Below are 19,544 nucleotides of genomic sequence, written 5' to 3'. Positions count from 1 at the left end.
GGTCTGTCCTGTGCTCTTAAGCTCAGCCGTTGGCGGCGAGCATGCTTTCCTTGCGGCCCGGCTTTTCGCTTTCCTTGTCGACGAGGCGGGTGGGATAGTCGCCGGTGAAGTAGTGGTCGGTGAATTGTGGGTTTGCCGGATCACGCGGCTTGCCGCCGACCGCCTTGTAGAGGCCGTCAATCGAGAGGAAGGCGAGCGAATCTGCACCGATATACTTCGCCATCGCCTCATCGCCCGCATACTGGTTGGCGAGCAGCTTGTCGCGATCGGGTGTGTCGATGCCGTAGAAATCCGGATGGAAGATCATCGGGCTGGCGACGCGGATATGCACTTCCTTGGCTCCGGCATCGCGGATCATCTGCACGATCTTCAGCGAGGTCGTGCCGCGCACGATGGAATCATCGACCAGCACGACGCGCTTGCCCTCGATCATCGCCCGGTTGGCGGAATGCTTGAGCTTGACGCCAAAGGCGCGGATCTGCTGGGTCGGCTCGATGAAGGTACGTCCGACATAATGGTTTCGGATGATGCCGTATTCGAACGGGATGCCGCTCTGCTGGGCGTAGCCGAGTGCAGCCGGCGTGCCGCCATCCGGAACCGGCACCACGACATCGGCTTCAACCGGCGCTTCGAGCGCGAGGTTCATGCCGGCATTCTTGCGGGTGGTGTAGACATTGCGGCCGGCGACGACCGAGTCGGGGCGGGCGAAGTAGACATATTCGAACAGGCAGACGCGCTCCGGCTGCGGACGCGCCGGCATGCGGGACTCGATCGTGACGGATCCATCAGGCTGCGTTTCGCAGATCACCACTTCGCCGTTCTTCACATCGCGGACGAACTTGGCGCCGATGATGTCGAGCGCGCAGGTTTCCGAACAGAAGATCGGCTTGCCGTCGAGGTCGCCCAGGACCAGCGGGCGAATGCCGATCGGGTCGCGGGCAGCAATGAGCTTGGTGCGGGTGAGCGCGATCATCGCATAGCCGCCTTCCATCTGGCGGATCGCATCGATGAAGCGGTCAGTGGTCGAAGCGTGTCGCGAGCGGGCGATGAGATGCAGCACGACTTCGGTATCCGACGTCGACTGGCAGATCGCGCCGGTGGCGATGATCTGGCGGCGCAGTGTCAGACCGTTTGTGAAGTTGCCGTTATGGGCAATGGCGATGCCACCTTCCTCAAGTTCGGCAAACAGCGGCTGCACATTGCGCAGCGCGACTTCCCCTGTTGTCGAGTAGCGGGTGTGGCCGATCGCCTGCGGGCCGGGCAGCTTCGCCAGCGTGACCGGGTTGGTATAGTGATCACCGACCAGGCCCATATGCTTTTCGGTGTAGAACTGCCGTCCGTCGAAGGAGACGATACCCGCCGCTTCCTGACCGCGATGCTGCAGCGCATGCAGGCCGAGGGCCGTCAGGGTCGCCGCATCTGGGTGCCCGAGGATCCCAAAGACCCCACATTCCTCGTGATACTTGTCGTCATGGCTGCCATACACGACATAAGAAGGACTGAACTGCTTCATGGCGAGGGCCTTTGCTCCGGGGACAGATGCAAGGATGCTGGGCTTCTAACGGCTAAGCCGCCGGTCTGTCCCGATCCGGCGGCGTTGATATGGGAGCTGGTTCGCGCGGCACCAAGGCCGCGCGCCAATCGGTTTTGTCTCAGGGTGTCGCCGGCTGTGCCGGGGTATCGTCGGACGGGGTCTGTTCCGCAGGGGCCTGCTCGGCCGGGGCATTGTCGCCAGTGGCATCCGCGGCTGGTTCTTCGCGGCCGAGGATGCGTTCGCGGATCTGCGGCTCGATATCCTCAGGCAGAACGGCCTCGAGTTTTTCGACCAGCGAGTCCAGGAACGGCTTGGACTTGGAATTGTTGACCCAGTCGGGGCGCTGACCGGCATCGATCAGCCAGTTCCAGAAGGCCACCGCAACGACGAGAAGCAACAGGCCGCGCGCCGCACCGAAGAGGAAGCCGAGCGTGCGGTCGAGCGCGCCGATGCGGCTGTCGATGATGAAATCGGCGATGCGCGAGGTGATGAAGGAAATGACGATCAGCGCAATCAGGAAGATGATGCCGGCGGAACCCGCAAGCGCGATGCGCTCGTCGCTGGTGTAGTTCATCACATAGGGCACGAGCAGGGGATAAAGGTAATAGGCGGCCGCCACCGAGCCTGCCCAGCTCGCGATGGACAGCACTTCACGCGAAAAGCCGCGCACCATCGCCAGCACCGCTGAAAACAGGACGACGCCGATGACGATACCGTCGAAAATAGTGATGGGCATAAATACCAACTCCAGGGCCGCCGGCGAACCGGCATTGATGTCACCGCGAACCCGCCGGAACGCGTTGTCTCACGCGTCGGACCGGATCAACCGTCCTCCTGATCTGCGGGCGCTTTCAGCCGGGAACCGGCGATCCGCGCCACGAGATCGGGAAGGCTGTCCACTTCCCTCCATTTGCCCTTCGAACCCTTCGGCAGGTCCGGCGAGGCAGCCGGCAAGACCGCGGCGGAGAAACCAAGCTTTTCCGCCTCTTTCAGCCTCTGGGCCGTGTGGGCCACCGGCCTCACCGCCCCCGACAGGCTGACTTCGCCGAAATAGACGCAATCGGCCGGAAGGGCAAGACCGGCCAGTGATGAAACCAGAGCCGAAGCAATCGCCATGTCGGCCGCCGGTTCTCGGATCCGGTAGCCGCCGGCTACGTTCAGATAGACGTCATGCTGACCGAGCCTGACCCCGCAATGCGCCTCCAATACCGCCAAAATCATGGCGAGGCGCGATGAATCCCAACCGACGACCGCGCGGCGAGGGGTGCCGAGCGAGGTCGCGGCCACCAGCGCCTGGACTTCGACCAGCACGGGTCGCGTGCCTTCCATCCCGGCAAAGACGGCGGCGCCCGGTGCTTTCTCGTTGCGTTCACCGAGGAAAAGCTCGGATGGATTGGCGACTTCGCGCAGGCCCTTGTCCGACATTTCGAATACGCCGATCTCGTCGGTTGGCCCGAAGCGGTTCTTGACGGTGCGCAGGATACGGTAGTGATGGCCGCGATCACCCTCGAAATAGAGGACGGCATCGACCATGTGTTCGACGACACGGGGACCTGCGATCTGGCCTTCCTTGGTGACATGTCCGACCAGCACCATGGTGGCCCCGGTCTGCTTGGCATAGCGGATCATCGCCTGCACGCCGGTGCGAACCTGGGTGACGGTGCCCGGTGCACTGTCGGCGGTATCGCTCCACAGCGTCTGGATCGAATCGATGATGACCAAGTCCGGCCGCTTTCCTTCGGAAATGGTGGCGAGAATGTCCTCGACATTGGTTTCGGCGGCGAGCAGAACATCGGTATCGGCGGCACCGAGGCGCTGAGCCCTGAGCCGAACCTGCGCCACGGCCTCTTCGCCCGACACATAGATGACGCGATGGCCACGTCGCGATAGCGCCGCCGCCGCCTGCATCAGGAGCGTCGACTTGCCGATGCCGGGATCCCCGCCGATCAGGACCGCAGAGCCTCGGACAAAACCACCACCAGTCGCCCGGTCGAGTTCGCCCATGCCGGTCGGAATGCGCGGTGCCTCCTCGATCTCACCGGAAAGCGCTGTGAGCGCGACGGCACGGCCCTTCTTCGGCGCCTTGCCGGGACCGGAGCCGATCCCGCCCATCGGATCTTCCTCGACGATGGTGTTCCACTCGCCGCAGCCATCGCATTTGCCCGCCCAGCGGGAATGGACCGTGCCGCAGTTCTGGCAGACGAATTGGGTTTTGGCTTTGGCCATTCAGTCTTCACTTTCGGGGAAGGTATCGGACGTGATGTCTTGTCGTCCATGCGTGATGCGGAGAACCACAAGAGTGTCTTCGACGACACGGAAATAGATGCATCGACGCCTATAGGGAAATGCGCGCAATCCTGGTTTCAGCCATTCACGGGAGACGCCCGGATTTCTGGAGTCAGCCAGGTCGATGATCTTCTGCTCGATATCGCTCGTGAAGCGCTCGGCCGTAACAGGGCTTCGCTCATAGAGGTAATTGTAGATCTGGATCAGATCCTCGATGGCCTGGGGTGACAGTCGATAGCGTCGACCGGAACTGCTGCTCACCGTCGTGCCTTCGCTTCCGCGATGATGAATGCAGTGAGCTCGCCTGGCTCGGAAAATTCTTTGAAGTCACCGGCCTCAATGGCTTCATCCGCATGATCGATCATAAGCCGCAGTTCCGCGACCCGCTCCTGCTGACGCTCGCTCTCGGCCAGGAGACGAAGGCCGGCACGCAGCATATCCCCAGCCGATGCATAAGCGCCGTTGCTCACCTGCCGTTCGACAAACGCGGATTCGTCTGGCTCCAGATCCACCTGCACTGTCGAATGGGATGAATGTTCTTCGGTCATCGGTTACTCCATCTCTGGAACAATAGCAGAACAAATCCACCCGCGCCAGACCTCAGTCCTCACCCTCCAGATAGATCCGTTCATACCGCAGGCCCAGCCCGGTCAGCATCTCGTAGCCGATCGTGCCGGCAGCGCGGGCGACGTCGTCGAGCGGCATGGAGGGTCCGAAGAGTTCGACATAATCGCCGCTGCGCACGGCATTCTCGGGCAGATCGGTGACGTCGAAGGTGGTGAGGTCCATGGTGACTCGCCCGACGACAGGGACACGCTTGCCGCCAATAACGCCATGCGCGCCGGGAAGGCCCGTGTCGCGCAAGGGAATACCGGAGCCGGAGAGATTGCGCAGATAGCCATCGGCATAGCCGACGCTCGCAACCGCAAGCCTGCTGTCGCGGGAAAGCACATGGGTGGCGCCGTAAGAGACGCTCTCGCCCGCTTTCGCCTCGCGAATCTGCAGGATGCGTGCTTCTGCCTTGACCACCGTCCGCATAGGGTTTTTCGCACCGTTGACGGCCTCGCCGCCATAAAGAGCAATGCCCGGACGGGTGAGGTCGAAGTGGTAGTCCGAGCCCAGGAAAATGCCGGCCGAGGCTGAGAGACTGCAATCGACACCTTCGAAAGCGGCGCTAACTCTCCGGAATCTTTCGAGTTGCTGCCGGTTCATCGCCGAGGACGGATCGTCGCCACAGGCCAGGTGGCTCATGACGAGCACCGGATCGAGGCTTGCCGGGCGGGAGACATCGTCGGTCAGGGCGAGTGCGTCGGCGAGCGGCAGGCCGAGACGGTTGAAGCCGGTGTCGACATGCAGGGCGCAAGGGTAGGGGCCGCGCTCGGTCAGCACTGCCATCCAGAAGGCAAGTTGCTCCTCCGAAGCGATGACCGGCACGAGATCGTTTTCGAAAAAGATGTCTTCCTGACCCGGCCAGATGCCCGAGAGCACGAAGATGCGGGCTTCGGGTGCATAGGGCCTGAGCGTCTCTCCCTCTGCCGGCACGGCGACGAAAAAGTCGCGAGCACCGGCGTGGTAGAGCACCTGGCCGACATCTTCGATGCCGAGGCCGTAGGCATCCGCCTTGACGACGGCGGCAGTTCGGGCGCTCCCGGATCGCCGGGCCATTTTCCGCCAGTTCTCGGCGATGGCGCAGAGATCCACGGTCAGGCGCAGCGGTGCCGAAAGAAACTCCTCCGGCGCGTCGAGGATGGTGAAACGGTCTGTCATGAAGGCTTCGGGTCGGTTGATCTGTGCAGCGACCCTAGCACTTTTCTTCAAGACGAAAATGCGGCGGCCGGATATTATGCTGCTATGCACAGCGTTTCACAGCAGGAGGCGGCCGAAGCCAATCCGGTTTCGCAGAAGGAGCGGACCCGCTTCTGGCGTGATGCGCGCTTCCGCGACATGGAATGCCTCACTGCCTCCTTCATCACTCATGAATTCTCGCCGCATTCGCACGACACCTTCTCGATCGGTGCCATCGAGGTCGGCTGCCAGGTCGCGAGCATCCGCGGCACGCGTGAACACACTGGTCCCGGTGCGCTCTATCTGATCAATCCGGGCGAAGTCCATGATGGCCAGCCCGGCGCACCGGAAGGCTATCGCTACCGGATGATCTATCCTGAAGTCGCCTTGCTCACGGATATCATCGAAGACGTGACCGGCCGCGCCTTCACCGGAACGCCGAGCTTCGGCCGACAGTTGCTGACCGAGCCGAGCCTCGCAAGGGCCTTCAACCTGGCGCATAGCAGGATCGAGCACGGCGAAGTGGCAGCGCTGGAGGGCGAAGAGAGCATGTATTGTGTGCTCGCCACCATGTTCGCACGCCATGGCAGCGACATCATCCGCGCGCCTGACCACGACGAGCCGCTCGCCATGCGCCGGGTCCGCGACCATATCGCAGCCCATTTCGCCGAGGAACTCGGCCTCGAAATGCTGGCGAAAGTGGCGAACCTGAGCCGCGCCCACATGATCCGCGCCTTCCGCAAGCAGTATTTCATCACCCCGCATGCCTTCCAGACGGACTTGCGCATCCGCCATGCAAGGCATCTCCTGCGCATGGGCGCCGCGCCCTCGGATACGGCAGCAGCCTGCGGCTTTGCCGACCAGGCGCATATGACCCGCCAGTTCAAGGCCCGCACAGGCCTGACGCCCGCCGTCTTTCGAGCCGGCTGATCACTTTCGTTCAAGACCCGGAGCATGCAAGCGGCCTATCCCGGCGGTCTTTGATCTGCATGGGAGACGTCATGACATCCGCCATACGCCTGGAGATGCGCCGGGGCTTCAGCGCCATCCTGCCGCTGACCATCGCCGTCGTGCCCATCGGGCTCGTCTTCGGCGCCGTTGCGGCAACCAAAGGACTATCTCCTCTCGAGGCCATGCTGATGAGTGCACTGGTTTTCGCCGGTGGCTCGCAATTTGTTGCGATGGACATCTGGACCCACCCGGCGAGCATTGCGGCCGTGGGCGCGGCAGCACTTCTCGTCAACATCCGTCATGTCCTAATGGGCGCATCCATTTCTCGACGCATGGCGGAGTTTTCCAGCCGGCAGAAGGTCATGTCGATGCTCTTCCTGGCCGACGAGATCTGGGCCGTCGCCGAATTCCGTGCCCGCGAGCACAGGCTTACACCAGCCTGGTTCTTCGCCGCAGCCTTGCCCTTCTACATGGTCTGGGTGCTGTCGGGGCTCACGGGTGCGTTCCTCGGCGCCATGGTCGGAGATCCGGCGGTGATTGCCATGGATTTCGTCTTCCCCGCCGTCTTCGTCATTCTGATTGCCGGCTTCTGGCGCGGCAGTCGGACAGGCCTGATCCTCTTGGGGAGCGGTGCTGCGGCCCTGCTGGTCCATCATTTCGTGCCGGGTGTCTGGTACATCCTGGGCGGCGCACTCGGCGGAGTTGCCATGGCCGCCATTGCCTCTCGCCGGGCAAGGGAGGTCCGCGCATGACCATCGACCTGATGACTGTACTTGCAATCTTCGCCATGGCAGCGGCCACGATCACGACCCGCATGGCGGGCCTGCTCGTCGGTCGGCTGCTGAAACTCTCGCCGAGTACAGAGGAAATCCTTCAGGCCATTCCGCCCTCGGTCCTCATGGCCGTAGTCGCGCCAACCGCCTTCGCCAGCGGCTGGGCCGAGACCATCGGCTGCGCCGTTGTGGCGCTTTCCGCCACGCGCTTGCCGCTTCTGCCCGCCGCTGCGGGTGGTGTGCTGACGGTCGCCGTGCTGCGGGCGCTTGGCCTCTAGCGGCAATGGAAAAGGGCGCCTATCGGGCGCCCTTCGATTTCACGGCTCTTCGTATTGAATGAAGCTTGGTTCGGCCAGGTCCGCAAAGCGGGTGAATTCTGCCTGGAAGGCGAGCTTGACTGTACCCGTCGGTCCGTGGCGCTGCTTGGCGATGATGACGTCAGCGGTGCCCTTGACCTTGTCCATATGCGCTTCCCATTCCGGATATTTCGGATCGGCCATATCGCGCGGTTCCATGTTCTTCACGTAGTATTCCTCACGGAACACGAAAAGTACGACGTCGGCATCCTGCTCGATCGAGCCCGATTCGCGAAGGTCGGAGAGCTGCGGGCGCTTGTCTTCACGGCTTTCGACGCCACGAGACAGCTGCGAGAGCGCCACGATCGGTACGTTCAGTTCCTTGCCCAGCGCCTTGAGGCCGGTGGTGATCTGGGTGATTTCCTGCACGCGGTTTTCACCCGCCTTGCCGGCGCCGGTCATCAGCTGAATATAGTCGACCACGAGGAAGTCGAGGCCGCGCTGGCGCTTCAGGCGGCGTGCGCGGGCCGAAAGCTGGGCGATCGAGATACCACCGGTCTGGTCGATGAACAGTGGCACTTTCTGCATGGTCTGGCTGAAGCCCACCAGCTTCTCGAATTCGTGCTCGGTGATGTCGCCACGGCGGATCTTCGACGAGGAAACTTCCGTCTGCTCGGACATGATACGGGTGGCGAGCTGTTCGGCCGACATTTCGAGCGAGTAGAAGCCGACGACACCGCCGTTCTTCGCCTTGAAGGAGCCGTCAGGCAGGACTTCGGGCTCATAGGCAGCCGCAATGTTCCAGGCGATGTTGGTTGCAAGCGAGGTCTTGCCCATGCCCGGACGTCCTGCAAGCACGATCAAGTCGGAGCGCTGCAAGCCGCCCATCTTCGCATCCAGCGACTGGATACCGGTCGAGACACCGGAGAGGTTGCCGTCACGCTCAAAGGCCGCACCCGCCATGTCGACGGCCTGGGCGACCGCATCCGAGAAGGACTGGAAGCCGCCGTCATAGCGACCGTTTTCGGCAAGCGCGAAGAGGCGGCGCTCGGTGTCTTCGATCTGCGCCTGCGGCGGCATGTCGAGCGGTGCGTCATAGGCGATGTTGACGACATCTTCGCCGATCTGGATCAGCGAGCGGCGCAACGCCAGATCGTAGATAGCGCGACCATAGTCCTCAGCATTGATGATCGTCACCGCTTCGGAAGCCAGCCGCGCGAGGTATTGCGCGACGGTCAGGTCGCCGACCTTCTGGTCGGCCGGCAGAAAGGTCTTGATGGTGACCGGGTTCGCCGTCTTGCCCATCCGGATGATTTCCGAGGCGACCTCGAAGATCTTCCGGTGCAGCGGCTCATAGAGATGTTCGGGCTTTAGGAAGTCCGACACCCGGTAATACGCATCGTTGTTGACGAGGATTGCGCCCAGCAAGGCCTGTTCGGCTTCGATGTTGTTCGGCGCCTCCCGGTAGAGGGGTTCGGCCGGCTGGACCGGGCTCAATTTGCGCGCAGCATCGTTCATTCGTTCGCATCCGTTCAGTGTGTCGGCGGTGGCTGCACCATAACGACAAAGCGGGGCGGCGGAATGGCTTCCACCACAACCCACATTGATTCACAGGCACATCGTGTCGAGTTCAGAAAAAGCCCAGGAATCCGATCTTTTCGATTGACTGTGACATTCGACGAATCGGTCTCGGGATGCTCCATTTTAGCAGAGCACCAACGAAAAACGCCCGGAAAAAATCCGGGCGTTTCGTTTCAGAAAAGGCTGAAAAATCAGTCGTCGTCGCCGTCCTGGTCGGCGTCCGGATCGAAGAAGTCTTCCGGACGCAGGGCATCTTCGTCGATGCCGTAGATGGCGTCGGCCGAGGTCAGGCTTTCGCCCTTGGACTGGCGCTCTGCTTCGTCAGCGGAACGGGCAACGTTGAGCTCGACGGTCAGTTCGACTTCAGCATGCAGGTGCAGCGTGACCTGATGCAGGCCGATGGCCTTGATCGGGGTGTTCAGCTCGACCTGGTTGCGGCCGATGTTGAAGCCTTCGGCAGCCAGGATCTCGACGACGTCGCGGGCAGCGACCGAACCGTAGAGCTGGCCGGTTTCGCCAGCCGAGCGGACGACGATGAAGGACTTGCCGCCGAGAGCGTCGGCAACGGTCTGGGCTTCAGACTTGCGCTCCAGGTTGCGAGCTTCGAGCGTGGCGCGCTCGGAATCGAAACGCTTCTTGTTGGCTTCGTTGGCGCGCAGCGCCTTGCCCTGCGGCAGCAGGAAGTTACGGGCGAAGCCGTCGCGAACCTTGACGGTTTCGCCCATCTGGCCGAGCTTGGCGATGCGTTCGAGGAGAATGACTTGCATGATCCTGTTCCTTTCAGTTGTCAGTGTCGGAGTTTGAAGTGTCGGCCTTGCCGGCCGGCGTCAGGGCAACGGTCCTTCGGGTATCCGAAAGGCCGATGATGAATGGGATCATGAGCGGAAGCAGCATGATCGAAGAGAGATAGGCGAGCACGAGGGCCGGCAGGCGCCAGTCCTTGCCGCGGGTCTTCAGATGCAGCGAGGCAAAGCCCGCCATCAGGAAGCCGGCGCCGAAGGTGCCGCAGACGGTCGCGCCGATCATCGCGGGCACGCCGCCGATGAAACAGGCGATGATGCCGGCGAGGAAGATGAAGACCGTGTTGCGGTTCATCCGGAGTGCCGACGGGAAGTCTTCGCGCGGACGCTTGTTGCGGCCGGACGCTGTGACGATCCGCATGGCGATGTAATACATCATGGTGAGCAGCAGCACCCATGTGCCGCCCTGGATGATCGGCAGGAGCACGACCATGCTGCTCTTCAGCTGCTCCAGTGCCAGTGCATCCGGAGCCATGGCCGGATCCTGCGCATTCATCGCCTGGGCCATGGCATCCACCAGCTGGCCGGTGAATTCCGGTCCAAAGCCGATGATCACGCCGAGCACGACGACGGCAATCGTCACGAAGCTGCAGAGCTGCAGAAGGATGTCGGAGAGCGGGTACCAGGCCATGAGATGGTCAGGACCACCAATTTCTGACGCCGGGCGCGCCAGGCTCGACAGATGGGCAAGCCAGCCGGCCGGCGCCAGCGTGAATATTGCCATGCCGAAGGCGAACATCGGCGACACGCTCACGGTGCCGAGCAGAGCGGCTGTCACGATCGCGGTGATCGCGGCGGCATTGCCCCAGCCGAGACCGACGATGAGAACGGGGAGGGCAGACGCCGCATAAAGAATGGAGGCGAGCGTCGGCTGCGCCGCGGCACCCAGCACGAGCAGGGCGGCGGTGATGCCGGCAACAAAGCCGGTCGTCAGCGATTTCGCATCCAGTTTGTTCAACGTCGCTGTCCTGCTGGTTCTAGCAGTTAGGGGAGGGGCTAACGCGATCTCGCAGAAGCATCCCCAACATGGGATTTCACCTGATGTCGCAGGAGCGCGCCACCTGGCAGTCGGTTCCGATCCGCGCCCAACGCGGAAGGGATGAAGCCCGCCGATCCAAGATCGGCAGGCTTCGGATCAGATTACGCTACGACGTAAGGCAGCAGGCCGAGGAAACGGGCGCGCTTGATGGCCTGGGCCAGTTCGCGCTGCTTCTTCTGGGAAACTGCAGTGATACGCGAAGGAACGATCTTGCCGCGCTCGGAAATGTAGCGCTGCAGGAGACGGACGTCCTTGTAGTCGATCTTCGGAGCATTCGCGCCCGAGAAGGGGCAGGTCTTGCGACGACGATGGAACGGACGACGTGCCTGAGAAGAGGATGCATCAGCCATTGTGTTTTCTCCTTTTGCTCAGATTACGCGCGGTCTTCGCGCGGACGGCGCTCGAAGCCACCTTCGCGCGGGCCACGGTCCGGACGCGGACCACGATCGCCGCGGTCACCGAAATCGCGGCGCGGGCCACGATCGTCGCCGTCACGACGCGGACGGTCGTCACGGTCGCGCTTCTGCATCATCGCAGACGGGCCTTCTTCGTGGGCTTCGACGGCGATGGTCATGTAACGAAGAACGTCTTCGTTGATGCGCATCTGGCGTTCCATTTCGTGGATCGCTGCACCCGGAGCTTCGATGTCCATCAGGGCGTAATGCGCCTTGCGGTTCTTCTTGATGCGGTAGGTCAGGGACTTGAGGCCCCAGTTTTCTACGCGCCCGACCTTGCCACCATTCGCTTCGATGACACCCTTGTACTGTTCGACGAGGGCATCAACCTGCTGGGCGGACATATCCTGCCGGGCAAGGAATACATGTTCGTAAAGAGCCATGACAGCTTTGCCTTTCTTGCGGTTGTCGTCACCCGGATCCGGCGCTAAGCCTCACAGACTGCTCCTGTGCGGCATGAGCCGCGGCAAGAAAAGCGTTGTGTTCGAGACGGTCGAGAGCGGAGACACGGGAGGCCGGAAACCCTTATGGTTCCTGCTGCAAGCCTTATCGGCCTGCCAGCCCTCCGTTCAGCCACCAGCCAGAGACCGGGTGTTGTGAACGGCGCGCTTATACGCGCATTGGCCACAAAAGCAAGGGCCGCTCGGCGTTTTCTGCCGGCGGCCCTGCCAATGCTCTGCGGTTTGCTGGCCTTTAGACCTGCACCAGCGCGACCGTGTAGCCAACATAGGCGACGAGCATCGCACCGGCCGTCAGCCTGCGGACCCCGAGATGGGCGAGCAGCAGGAAGGCGAAGCCGAGCGTGATGCCCAGCATGACCGGGACGTCGAAGCTCCCGAAGCGCGGGGCCGCGGCGATCGGCTGGATGACGGAGGTCACGCCCAGGATGAACAGGATGTTGAATATGTTCGATCCGACGATATTGCCAATCATGATGTCGGAATGCTTGCGCATCGCCGACATGATGCCGGTGGCGAGTTCCGGAAGGGACGTGCCGACCGCAACCACGGTCAGGCCGATGACCGCTTCCGAGACGCCGAAGTCACGAGCGAGGTTGGTAGCGCCGCGGACCAGCAATTCGGCACCGATAAAGAGGGTGGCCAGGCCGCCGAGGATCAGCAGCGTCATGAACCCGCTGCCGAGTGTCTCATGCTTGACGTCTTCTTCGGCCAGCTCCTCGATCGCGCCCTTGCCGTTAACATAGGCGTAGAGGATGTAGGCGATCAGGACCGCGACCATCAGCAGTCCGGCGAGGCGGCCGATGGTCGAGAACTGCACCAGTCCGAGCAAGAGCACGGCCGCTGCGATCATCACGTAGGTGTCGCGCTTGACGCCCTTGTCCCAGTGGGTGATAGGGAAGATCATCGCGCAAACGCCGACGATCAGGAGAATGTTCGCAATGTTCGAGCCGACAACATTGCCGAGAGCGATGTCGGATGAGCCGGTGAGGGCGGCGCGGACGGAAACCAGCAGCTCGGGCATGGATGTCCCGAAGCCGACGATGACCAGCGACACGATGAGAGTCGGAATCGCCAGCTTCTGCGCGACGGCAATCGCTCCGCGCAAAAGCCACTCAGCTCCGAAATAAAGCCCGACGAGACCGCCGGCAACGAACAGATAATCCAAGTAATCCCCCATCCTTCATGGCCCGCAGGCCCGTATTCGATCGCCGCCGCAAGTGGTGATCGGCGGCGGCGATGTGTAGGTCAAATATGTTCACGTTTTTGTTGGTCAGGCCAACAACGAGATTCGTGAATCAGATCGGCATTGGATATTCGCGGTGGATTTTCGCGATCTCCGTCAAGACATCGTCGGAGAGCTTGAGATCGGCAGCGCCGATATTGACCTTAAGCTGGTCCATTGTCGTCGCACCAATGATGACCGAGGCCATGAAGTGGCGCGTCAGGCAAAAGGCGAGTGCCATGGCCGACGGATCGATCCCGTGCTTGGCCGCCAGTTCGACATAGGCGCGGGTCGCCGCCTGCTGTTGCGGCACGAGGCGACCACCGATGTCGCCGTTGATCGAGCCGCGCGACCCCGTCGGCTTCTGCCCGTCGAGATATTTGCCCGAGAGTATGCCGCCGGCTAGCGGCGAATAGGCGAGCAGGCCGACATCTTCGTGGTGCGAGAGTTCTGCGAGATCGAGGTCGTAGTGCCGGTAGAGCAGATTGTATTCGTTCTGGATCGTCGCGACGCGCGGCAGACCCTTCGCTTCGGCAAGCGTCAGATATTTCTGCGTCCCCCAGGTGGTCTCGTTCGAAAGTCCGAATGCCTTGAGCTTGCCGGCCTTCACGCAGTCGCCGAGTGCTTCAAGGATTTCCGCGATCTCGGCAGAAGCCTTGGCCTTGTCCTGCTTGTAGGGGTTGTAGTTCCAGGCGCCGCGGAAGTGGAAATGTCCGCGGTTCGGCCAATGGATCTGGTAGAGATCGACGTAATCGGTCTTTAGCCGCTCGAGGCTGGCATCGAGTGCTTCCTTGACCACGGCACCGGTGATCGGCTTGCCCTCGCGGATATAGGGACGGCCAGGGCCGGCAACCTTCGTCGCAAGAACGACCTTGTCACGCTTGCCTGATTTCTCGAACCAGTCGCCCATCAGGCGCTCCGTATCGGCATAGGTCTCCGCCGAAAGCGGTGTTGTGGGATAAAGTTCGGCCGTATCGAAGAAGTTGACGCCGTGGTCGAGCGCATAGTCCATCTGCTCGAAGGCTTCCTCGGGCGTGTTCTGTGAGCCCCAGGTCATGGTGCCGAGGCAGATTTCGGAAACAAGGATATCGGTGCGGCCGAGCCGGTTCATCTTCATGGGGGAATGCCTCGATTGGGAGAGGGTGTCTTGGGAGACGGGGATTGGTCAGCGGCAATTTAGGCAGAAATTGATGCACCGCAAGATGCCGATAGCTGTGGAACAGCCTTGGTGTAAGGCCGGTTGGGTTGGTTACGGAAGGGGTACGAGGCTTGACTCGCAAGGGTCAACCGTGAATTGACAGGGAAAAACCCAAGGGAGAAAAGCCCATGTCAGTCGCATTTACCTTTCCAGGCCAGGGCAGCCAGGCCGTCGGAATGGGCAAGGACCTTGCCGACAATTTTGCCGAAGCGCGTGCCGTCTTCGCGGAAGTCGATGAAGCGCTCAGTCAGAAACTGTCCGACATCATGTGGAATGGTCCGGAAGAGACGCTGACGCTGACCACCAACGCCCAGCCGGCATTGATGGCAGTGTCCATGGCCGTCATCCGCGTGCTCGAAGCCAAGGGACTCGATCTGAAGTCGAAGGTCGCCTATGTCGCCGGCCATTCGCTCGGTGAATACTCAGCTCTCTGCGCCGCCGGCACGTTCTCAATCGCCGACACGGCCCGTCTCTTGCGCATTCGCGGCAATGCCATGCAGGCGGCCGTGCCCGTCGGTGCTGGCGCCATGGCCGCGATCATCGGTCTGGAGCACGGCGACGTTGAAGCCATCTGCACGGAAGCCTCTGCCATCGGTCCCTGCCAGATCGCCAATGACAATGGCGGTGGCCAGCTTGTCATCTCGGGCGGAAAGGCCGCCGTCGAAAAGGCTGCAGCACTGGCCACCGAGAAGGGTGCCAAACGTGCCATCATGTTGCCGGTTTCTGCGCCTTTCCATTCGGCCCTGATGGGCCCGGCGGCAGACGCCATGCGCGAAGCGCTGTCCAAGGTCGAGAAGAAGGATCCTGCGGTGCCGCTGATCGCCAATGTCCGCGCAGCCCCGGTCACCTCCGCTGCCGAGATCGCTGACTTGCTCGTCGAGCAGGTGACGGGCCAGGTCCGCTGGCGCGAAACAGTCGAGTGGTTTGGCGCAAGCGGAGTCACCACGCTTTATGAAATCGGCGCCGGCAAGGTCCTCACCGGTCTCGCACGCCGCATCGACAAGAATATCAATGGCGTTGCCGTGAATGGTCCGGCCGACATCGACGCGGCCATCGCCGCGCTGAACGGCTGATCGCCTCAACGAACAAGAAGGAACTCGACCATGTTGGATCTGACCGGCCGCAAGGCTCTCGTGACCGGTGCCACCGGCGGCATCGGTGAAGAAATTGCAAGGCAGCTTCACGCCCAGGGCGCGATCGTCGGCCTGCACGGCACGCGCGTCGAAAAGCTGGAGGCGCTGGCTGCCGAACTCGGCGACCGCGTCAAGATTTTCCCGGCCAACCTTTCCGACCGCGACGAGGTCAAGGCGCTCGGCGAAAAGGCCGAGGCGGAACTCGAAGGCGTCGACATTCTCGTCAACAATGCCGGCATCACCAAGGACGGCCTCTTCGTACGCATGTCGGACGCAGACTGGGATGCGGTTCTCGAAGTTAACCTGACGGCCGTCTTCCGCCTTACGCGCGAACTGACCCATCCGATGATGCGCCGCCGCTTCGGCCGTATCATCAACATCACCTCGATCGTCGGCGTCACCGGTAATCCGGGTCAGGCCAACTACTGCGCGTCGAAGGCCGGCATGATCGGCTTCTCGAAGTCGCTCGCCCAGGAAATCGCCACCCGCAACGTGACCGTCAACTGCGTAGCACCTGGCTTCATCGAAAGCGCGATGACAGGCAAGCTGAACGACAAGCAGAAGGACGCGATCATGGGAGCGATCCCGATGAAGCGCATGGGCACCGGCGCCGAGGTCGCTTCGGCGGTCGTATACCTCGCCTCGAACGAGGCGGCCTACATGACGGGGCAGACACTGCACGTCAACGGCGGCATGGCGATGATCTGATCGAAGTGCCGGAAGAGCCTCTCTGCAATAGGATGTTGACCGAGGCAAAGGGGCGAATTTCTGGCTTTGCGGCGCGCTGAAACCGTGTTAAGCGGGCCATGACTGTGAGCAGTCGCTCCGCCTCATGAGCCGAAGTTTATGCTTTTGTTTGCATAAACCGCTCTGGGTCAGGGCCGAACGGGTTTGCTGGTGGGGACGAAAGCGATCACCGGCTGAATGCAGGGTAGGGAAGCCATCAAGGCTCCCTCTGAATTTTAGAAGGTCGAGGATACCGACATGAGCGATATCGCAGAACGCGTGAAGAAAATTGTAGTTGATCATCTCGGCGTTGACGCTGAAAAGGTCGTCGAAGGCGCGAGCTTCATCGACGATCTGGGCGCCGACTCGCTCGACACCGTCGAACTCGTCATGGCGTTCGAAGAAGAATTCGGCGTCGAGATCCCGGACGATGCAGCTGACTCGATCCTGACGGTCGGCGACGCTGTGAAGTTCATCGAGAAGGCCCAGGCCTGATCGATCGCACTGCTGCGGAAGGCGGGCGCGAGCCCGTCCTGTCCGCTTGGGCCCGCGATGAGCGGGCCTTGTTGTATCTGGACCTTTGTTTACAGTGACTTCGGTCAAATAAATTGGGTGGGCTTCGCACGATGAGACGTGTCGTCATCACCGGTACCGGCATGGTATCGCCTCTGGGATGTGGAACGGAACTGACCTGGCAACGGCTTCTTGCCGGCCAGAGTGGCGCGCGTCTTGTCACGGAATTCGAGGTCGATGACCTTCCCGCCAAGATCGCCTGCCGCATCCCGACCGAAGGTGAGGGCGCCTGGAATCCTGACGACTGGATGGAGCTCAAGGAACAGCGCAAGGTCGACCATTTCATCATCTATGCCATCGCCGCGGCCGACATGGCTTTGAAAGATGCCGGCTGGGCGCCCAGCAGCTATGAAGACCAGTGCCAGACCGGCGTATTGATCGGCTCCGGCATCGGTGGCCTCGAAGGCATCGTCGAGGCTGGCCACATCCTGCGCGACAAGGGGCCGCGCCGTCTCTCGCCGTTTTTCATTCCCGGCCGTCTGATCAACCTCGCTTCCGGCCAGGTCTCGATCCGCCACAAGCTGCGCGGTCCGAACCATTCCGTCGTGACGGCCTGCTCGACCGGCGCGCATGCGATCGGTGATGCTGCCCGTCTCGTGGCGCTCGGCGATGCTGACGTCATGGTCGCCGGTGGCACAGAATCTCCGATCAGCCGTATCTCGCTGGCGGGCTTTGCCGCCTGCAAGGCGCTGTCGACGGCCCGCAACGACGACCCGACTGCCGCATCGCGCCCCTATGACAAGGACCGCGATGGTTTTGTCATGGGCGAGGGCGCCGGCATTGTGGTGCTCGAAGAACTCGAACATGCCAAGGCCCGCGGTGCAAAGATCTATGCCGAAGTCGTCGGCTACGGTCTTTCGGGCGACGCCTTCCACATCACCGCTCCGTCGGAAGATGGTGATGGCGCATTCCGCTGCATGACAATGGCGCTGAAACGAGCCGGTCTGACGGCTGCCGACATCGACTACATCAACGCCCATGGTACCTCGACAATGGCCGACACGATCGAACTCGGCGCGGTCGAGCGTCTGGTTGGCGAACACGCGTCGAAGATCTCGATGTCCTCTACCAAGTCCGCCATCGGCCACCTTCTGGGCGCTGCCGGTGCCGTAGAGGCAATCTTCTCTGCGTTGGCGATCCGCGACAACGTCGCACCGCCGACACTCAATCTCGACAATCCCCAGGTCGAAACGCAGATCGATCTCGTGCCGCACAAGGCAAAGAAGCGCGAGATCAATGTCGCCCTGTCGAATTCCTTCGGCTTCGGTGGCACGAATGCCTCGTTGGTGCTGAAGCGCTACGAGAGCTGATCTGGGCGAGGGCGGCTGGGATTAGCTCGGCTGCCCGTGATTGCTCTGGATCATGGCGGGACACTCTTGCCCGCCGCTACTGTCTGCGGGTAGAAATCATGGCAACGCCCGGCGCATCAGCGCCGGACGATGACCCGGATTTTTGCCGCATTGCTGGATGAAACAGCCGCGAGTGCGAAACAAAGAAGGATTGCCGGTGACCGACAACAGCCAGAACGGCGGTAGCCAGAACAACGGTGTCTCCTTCGGCCGCGATGCCGATAGCCAACCGGGCAAGGGCCCCTTTATTCCGAAGTCGCCCAACGAGGCACTGCGTCCCGAGCGCGTGCCACAGCCGCCGCGCCGTTCGCGCAAGGCGCGTAGCCAGGTGGTCATCTTCCTGAACTTCCTCATGACCATGGTGGTCTTCGTCAGTGTCGTCGCTGTCGCCGGCTTCTTCTATGTGATGGACAGCTACCAGAAGCCCGGCCCGCTCGCTGCCAACACCAATTTCGTCGTGCGCAGCGGTGCCGGTCTCGCCGAGATCGCCAACAATCTCGAGCGCAACGGGATCGTATCCGACGCCCGCATCTACCGTTACGTCACGACGACCTCTCTCGACGAAGGCCAGACCCTGAAGGCCGGTGAATACGAGATCAAGGCTGGTGCCTCGATGAAGGAAATCACGGCGCTGCTCGAATCCGGCAAGTCGATCCTTTATGCGGTGTCCTTTCCGGAAGGCCTGACGGTCAAGCAGATGTTCCAGCGCCTGGCAGCAGATACGGTGCTGGAAGGTGACCTGCCGACCGAACTGCCACCGGAAGGCAGCCTGCGTCCCGATACCTACAAGTTCACCCGCGGCACCAATCGCGCCGAGATCGTCACCCAGATGCGCGCCGATCAGGAGCGGCTGATCGACCAGATCTGGGAAAAGCGCGATCCGGACCTGCCGGTCGAGACCAAGGAAGAATTCGTCACGCTCGCCTCCATCGTCGAGAAGGAAACCGGCAAGGACGACGAGCGCGCCCATGTGGCCTCTGTCTTCATCAACCGCCTGAACAAGGGCATGCGCCTGCAATCCGATCCGACTATCATCTATGGCCTCTTCGGAGGTGACGGCAAACCGGCCGACCGTCCGATCTTCCAATCGGATATCCGCAAGGAAACGCCCTACAACACCTATGTGATCAAGGGGCTTCCGCCGGGACCGATCGCAAATCCGGGCCGCGCGGCACTTGAGGCTGTCGCTCATCCGTGGAAGACGGAGGATCTCTACTTCGTCGCCGACGGCACTGGTGGCCATGCCTTCGCAACGACGCTGGACGAGCACAATGCGAATGTGCGCCGCTGGCGCAAGATCGAGGCCGAACGCGCACAGACGCCACCGGCGACCCTCGATGTCGAACCGGAGGTCGATCCGGCAGCGAACGATTGAGACTGGC

Annotated in this window: 21 protein-coding genes; 8 read left to right on the top strand and 13 right to left on the bottom strand. The window is 62.0% G+C overall.

The features are described from left to right. Nucleotides 1-22: 22 nt before the first annotated feature. From purF to alr, 6 genes are all read right to left on the bottom strand, one after another. Nucleotides 23-1,513: an amidophosphoribosyltransferase gene (purF, locus tag E9677_RS14470; RefSeq protein ID WP_136558765.1), complete on the bottom strand. Its 1,491-nt coding sequence runs from the start codon at nt 1,511-1,513 to the stop codon at nt 23-25. A gap of 139 nt (nt 1,514-1,652) precedes the next feature. After that, nucleotides 1,653-2,270: a CvpA family protein gene (locus E9677_RS14465; RefSeq protein WP_136558764.1), complete on the bottom strand. Its 618-nt coding sequence runs from the start codon at nt 2,268-2,270 to the stop codon at nt 1,653-1,655. A gap of 86 nt (nt 2,271-2,356) precedes the next feature. Then, entirely contained in the window at nt 2,357-3,760 is a 1,404-nt protein-coding gene (radA, locus tag E9677_RS14460) for a DNA repair protein RadA (protein ID WP_136558763.1), read from the bottom strand. Next, a complete protein-coding gene (locus tag E9677_RS14455) occupies nt 3,761-4,081 on the bottom strand; it encodes a type II toxin-antitoxin system RelE/ParE family toxin (RefSeq protein WP_235882955.1) in 321 nt (106 codons plus the stop codon). Beyond that, nucleotides 4,078-4,368 (bottom strand): ribbon-helix-helix domain-containing protein, encoded by a 291-nt coding sequence (locus E9677_RS14450; protein ID WP_136558762.1) that lies wholly within the window; start codon nt 4,366-4,368, stop codon nt 4,078-4,080. The genes E9677_RS14455 and E9677_RS14450 overlap by 4 nt, the downstream gene beginning before the upstream one ends. A gap of 52 nt (nt 4,369-4,420) precedes the next feature. After that, nucleotides 4,421-5,587 carry an alanine racemase gene (gene alr, locus E9677_RS14445; RefSeq protein WP_136558761.1) on the bottom strand — a complete coding sequence of 389 codons (1,167 nt, stop codon included), beginning with the start codon at nt 5,585-5,587 and terminating at the stop codon, nt 4,421-4,423. 84 nt (nt 5,588-5,671) lie between these two features. Between alr and E9677_RS14440 the strand changes: the two genes are divergently transcribed. From E9677_RS14440 to E9677_RS14430, 3 genes are all read left to right on the top strand, one after another. Beyond that, nucleotides 5,672-6,535: an AraC family transcriptional regulator gene (locus E9677_RS14440; protein WP_136558760.1), complete on the top strand. Its 864-nt coding sequence runs from the start codon at nt 5,672-5,674 to the stop codon at nt 6,533-6,535. Between the two features lie 71 nt (nt 6,536-6,606). After that, nucleotides 6,607-7,308 (top strand): AzlC family ABC transporter permease, encoded by a 702-nt coding sequence (locus E9677_RS14435; protein WP_136558759.1) that lies wholly within the window; start codon nt 6,607-6,609, stop codon nt 7,306-7,308. Continuing rightward, complete coding sequence (locus E9677_RS14430) at nt 7,305-7,607, top strand: AzlD domain-containing protein (RefSeq protein WP_136558758.1); 303 nt, start codon at nt 7,305-7,307, stop codon at nt 7,605-7,607. The genes E9677_RS14435 and E9677_RS14430 overlap by 4 nt, the downstream gene beginning before the upstream one ends. Nucleotides 7,608-7,646: 39 nt before the next feature. On the opposite strand, the gene E9677_RS14425 is transcribed toward E9677_RS14430, so the two are convergent. From E9677_RS14425 to E9677_RS14390, 7 genes are all read right to left on the bottom strand, one after another. Further along, nucleotides 7,647-9,143 (bottom strand): replicative DNA helicase, encoded by a 1,497-nt coding sequence (locus E9677_RS14425; protein WP_136558757.1) that lies wholly within the window; start codon nt 9,141-9,143, stop codon nt 7,647-7,649. Nucleotides 9,144-9,397: 254 nt separating this feature from the next. Then, nucleotides 9,398-9,973 (bottom strand): 50S ribosomal protein L9, encoded by a 576-nt coding sequence (rplI, locus tag E9677_RS14420; RefSeq protein ID WP_136558756.1) that lies wholly within the window; start codon nt 9,971-9,973, stop codon nt 9,398-9,400. A gap of 13 nt (nt 9,974-9,986) precedes the next feature. Further along, nucleotides 9,987-10,964, bottom strand: a complete 978-nt coding sequence (locus E9677_RS14415) for a DUF2232 domain-containing protein (protein WP_136558755.1) — start codon at nt 10,962-10,964, stop codon at nt 9,987-9,989. Between the two features lie 182 nt (nt 10,965-11,146). Then, complete coding sequence (gene rpsR / locus E9677_RS14410) at nt 11,147-11,395, bottom strand: 30S ribosomal protein S18 (RefSeq protein ID WP_003502063.1); 249 nt, start codon at nt 11,393-11,395, stop codon at nt 11,147-11,149. Nucleotides 11,396-11,418: 23 nt separating this feature from the next. Further along, nucleotides 11,419-11,883 carry a 30S ribosomal protein S6 gene (rpsF, locus tag E9677_RS14405; protein ID WP_136558754.1) on the bottom strand — a complete coding sequence of 155 codons (465 nt, stop codon included), beginning with the start codon at nt 11,881-11,883 and terminating at the stop codon, nt 11,419-11,421. Nucleotides 11,884-12,193: 310 nt separating this feature from the next. Continuing rightward, complete coding sequence (locus tag E9677_RS14395) at nt 12,194-13,126, bottom strand: calcium/sodium antiporter (RefSeq protein ID WP_136558753.1); 933 nt, start codon at nt 13,124-13,126, stop codon at nt 12,194-12,196. A 130-nt stretch (nt 13,127-13,256) separates the two neighbouring features. Then, the gene (locus E9677_RS14390) at nt 13,257-14,300 is read right to left on the bottom strand and encodes an aldo/keto reductase (protein ID WP_136558752.1); all 1,044 of its coding nucleotides are present in this window, start codon (nt 14,298-14,300) and stop codon (nt 13,257-13,259) included. Nucleotides 14,301-14,509: 209 nt separating this feature from the next. Between E9677_RS14390 and fabD the strand changes: the two genes are divergently transcribed. The 5 genes from fabD to mltG all read left to right on the top strand — a co-directional run bounded on the left by fabD (nt 14,510) and on the right by mltG (nt 19,537). Further along, nucleotides 14,510-15,454, top strand: coding sequence for an ACP S-malonyltransferase (gene fabD, locus E9677_RS14385; RefSeq protein ID WP_136558751.1), 945 nt, complete (start codon nt 14,510-14,512; stop codon nt 15,452-15,454). A 30-nt stretch (nt 15,455-15,484) separates the two neighbouring features. Further along, complete coding sequence (gene fabG / locus E9677_RS14380; RefSeq protein ID WP_136558750.1) at nt 15,485-16,222, top strand: 3-oxoacyl-[acyl-carrier-protein] reductase; 738 nt, start codon at nt 15,485-15,487, stop codon at nt 16,220-16,222. 276 nt (nt 16,223-16,498) lie between these two features. Next, nucleotides 16,499-16,735 carry an acyl carrier protein gene (locus E9677_RS14375; RefSeq protein ID WP_006727438.1) on the top strand — a complete coding sequence of 79 codons (237 nt, stop codon included), beginning with the start codon at nt 16,499-16,501 and terminating at the stop codon, nt 16,733-16,735. 131 nt (nt 16,736-16,866) lie between these two features. Further along, nucleotides 16,867-18,123 carry a beta-ketoacyl-ACP synthase II gene (gene fabF, locus E9677_RS14370; protein WP_136558749.1) on the top strand — a complete coding sequence of 419 codons (1,257 nt, stop codon included), beginning with the start codon at nt 16,867-16,869 and terminating at the stop codon, nt 18,121-18,123. Nucleotides 18,124-18,313: 190 nt separating this feature from the next. Continuing rightward, nucleotides 18,314-19,537, top strand: a complete 1,224-nt coding sequence (mltG, locus tag E9677_RS14365; protein WP_168801230.1) for an endolytic transglycosylase MltG — start codon at nt 18,314-18,316, stop codon at nt 19,535-19,537. The last annotated feature ends 7 nt before the right edge of the window (nt 19,538-19,544 follow it).

Origin of the sequence: Peteryoungia rhizophila, from assembly GCF_004912145.1 — a bacterium.
Classification (GTDB): domain Bacteria; phylum Pseudomonadota; class Alphaproteobacteria; order Rhizobiales; family Rhizobiaceae; genus Allorhizobium; species Allorhizobium rhizophilum.
The sequence above is the reverse complement of the archived record's forward strand: the minus strand, read 5'-3'. Positions and strand labels throughout refer to the sequence as shown.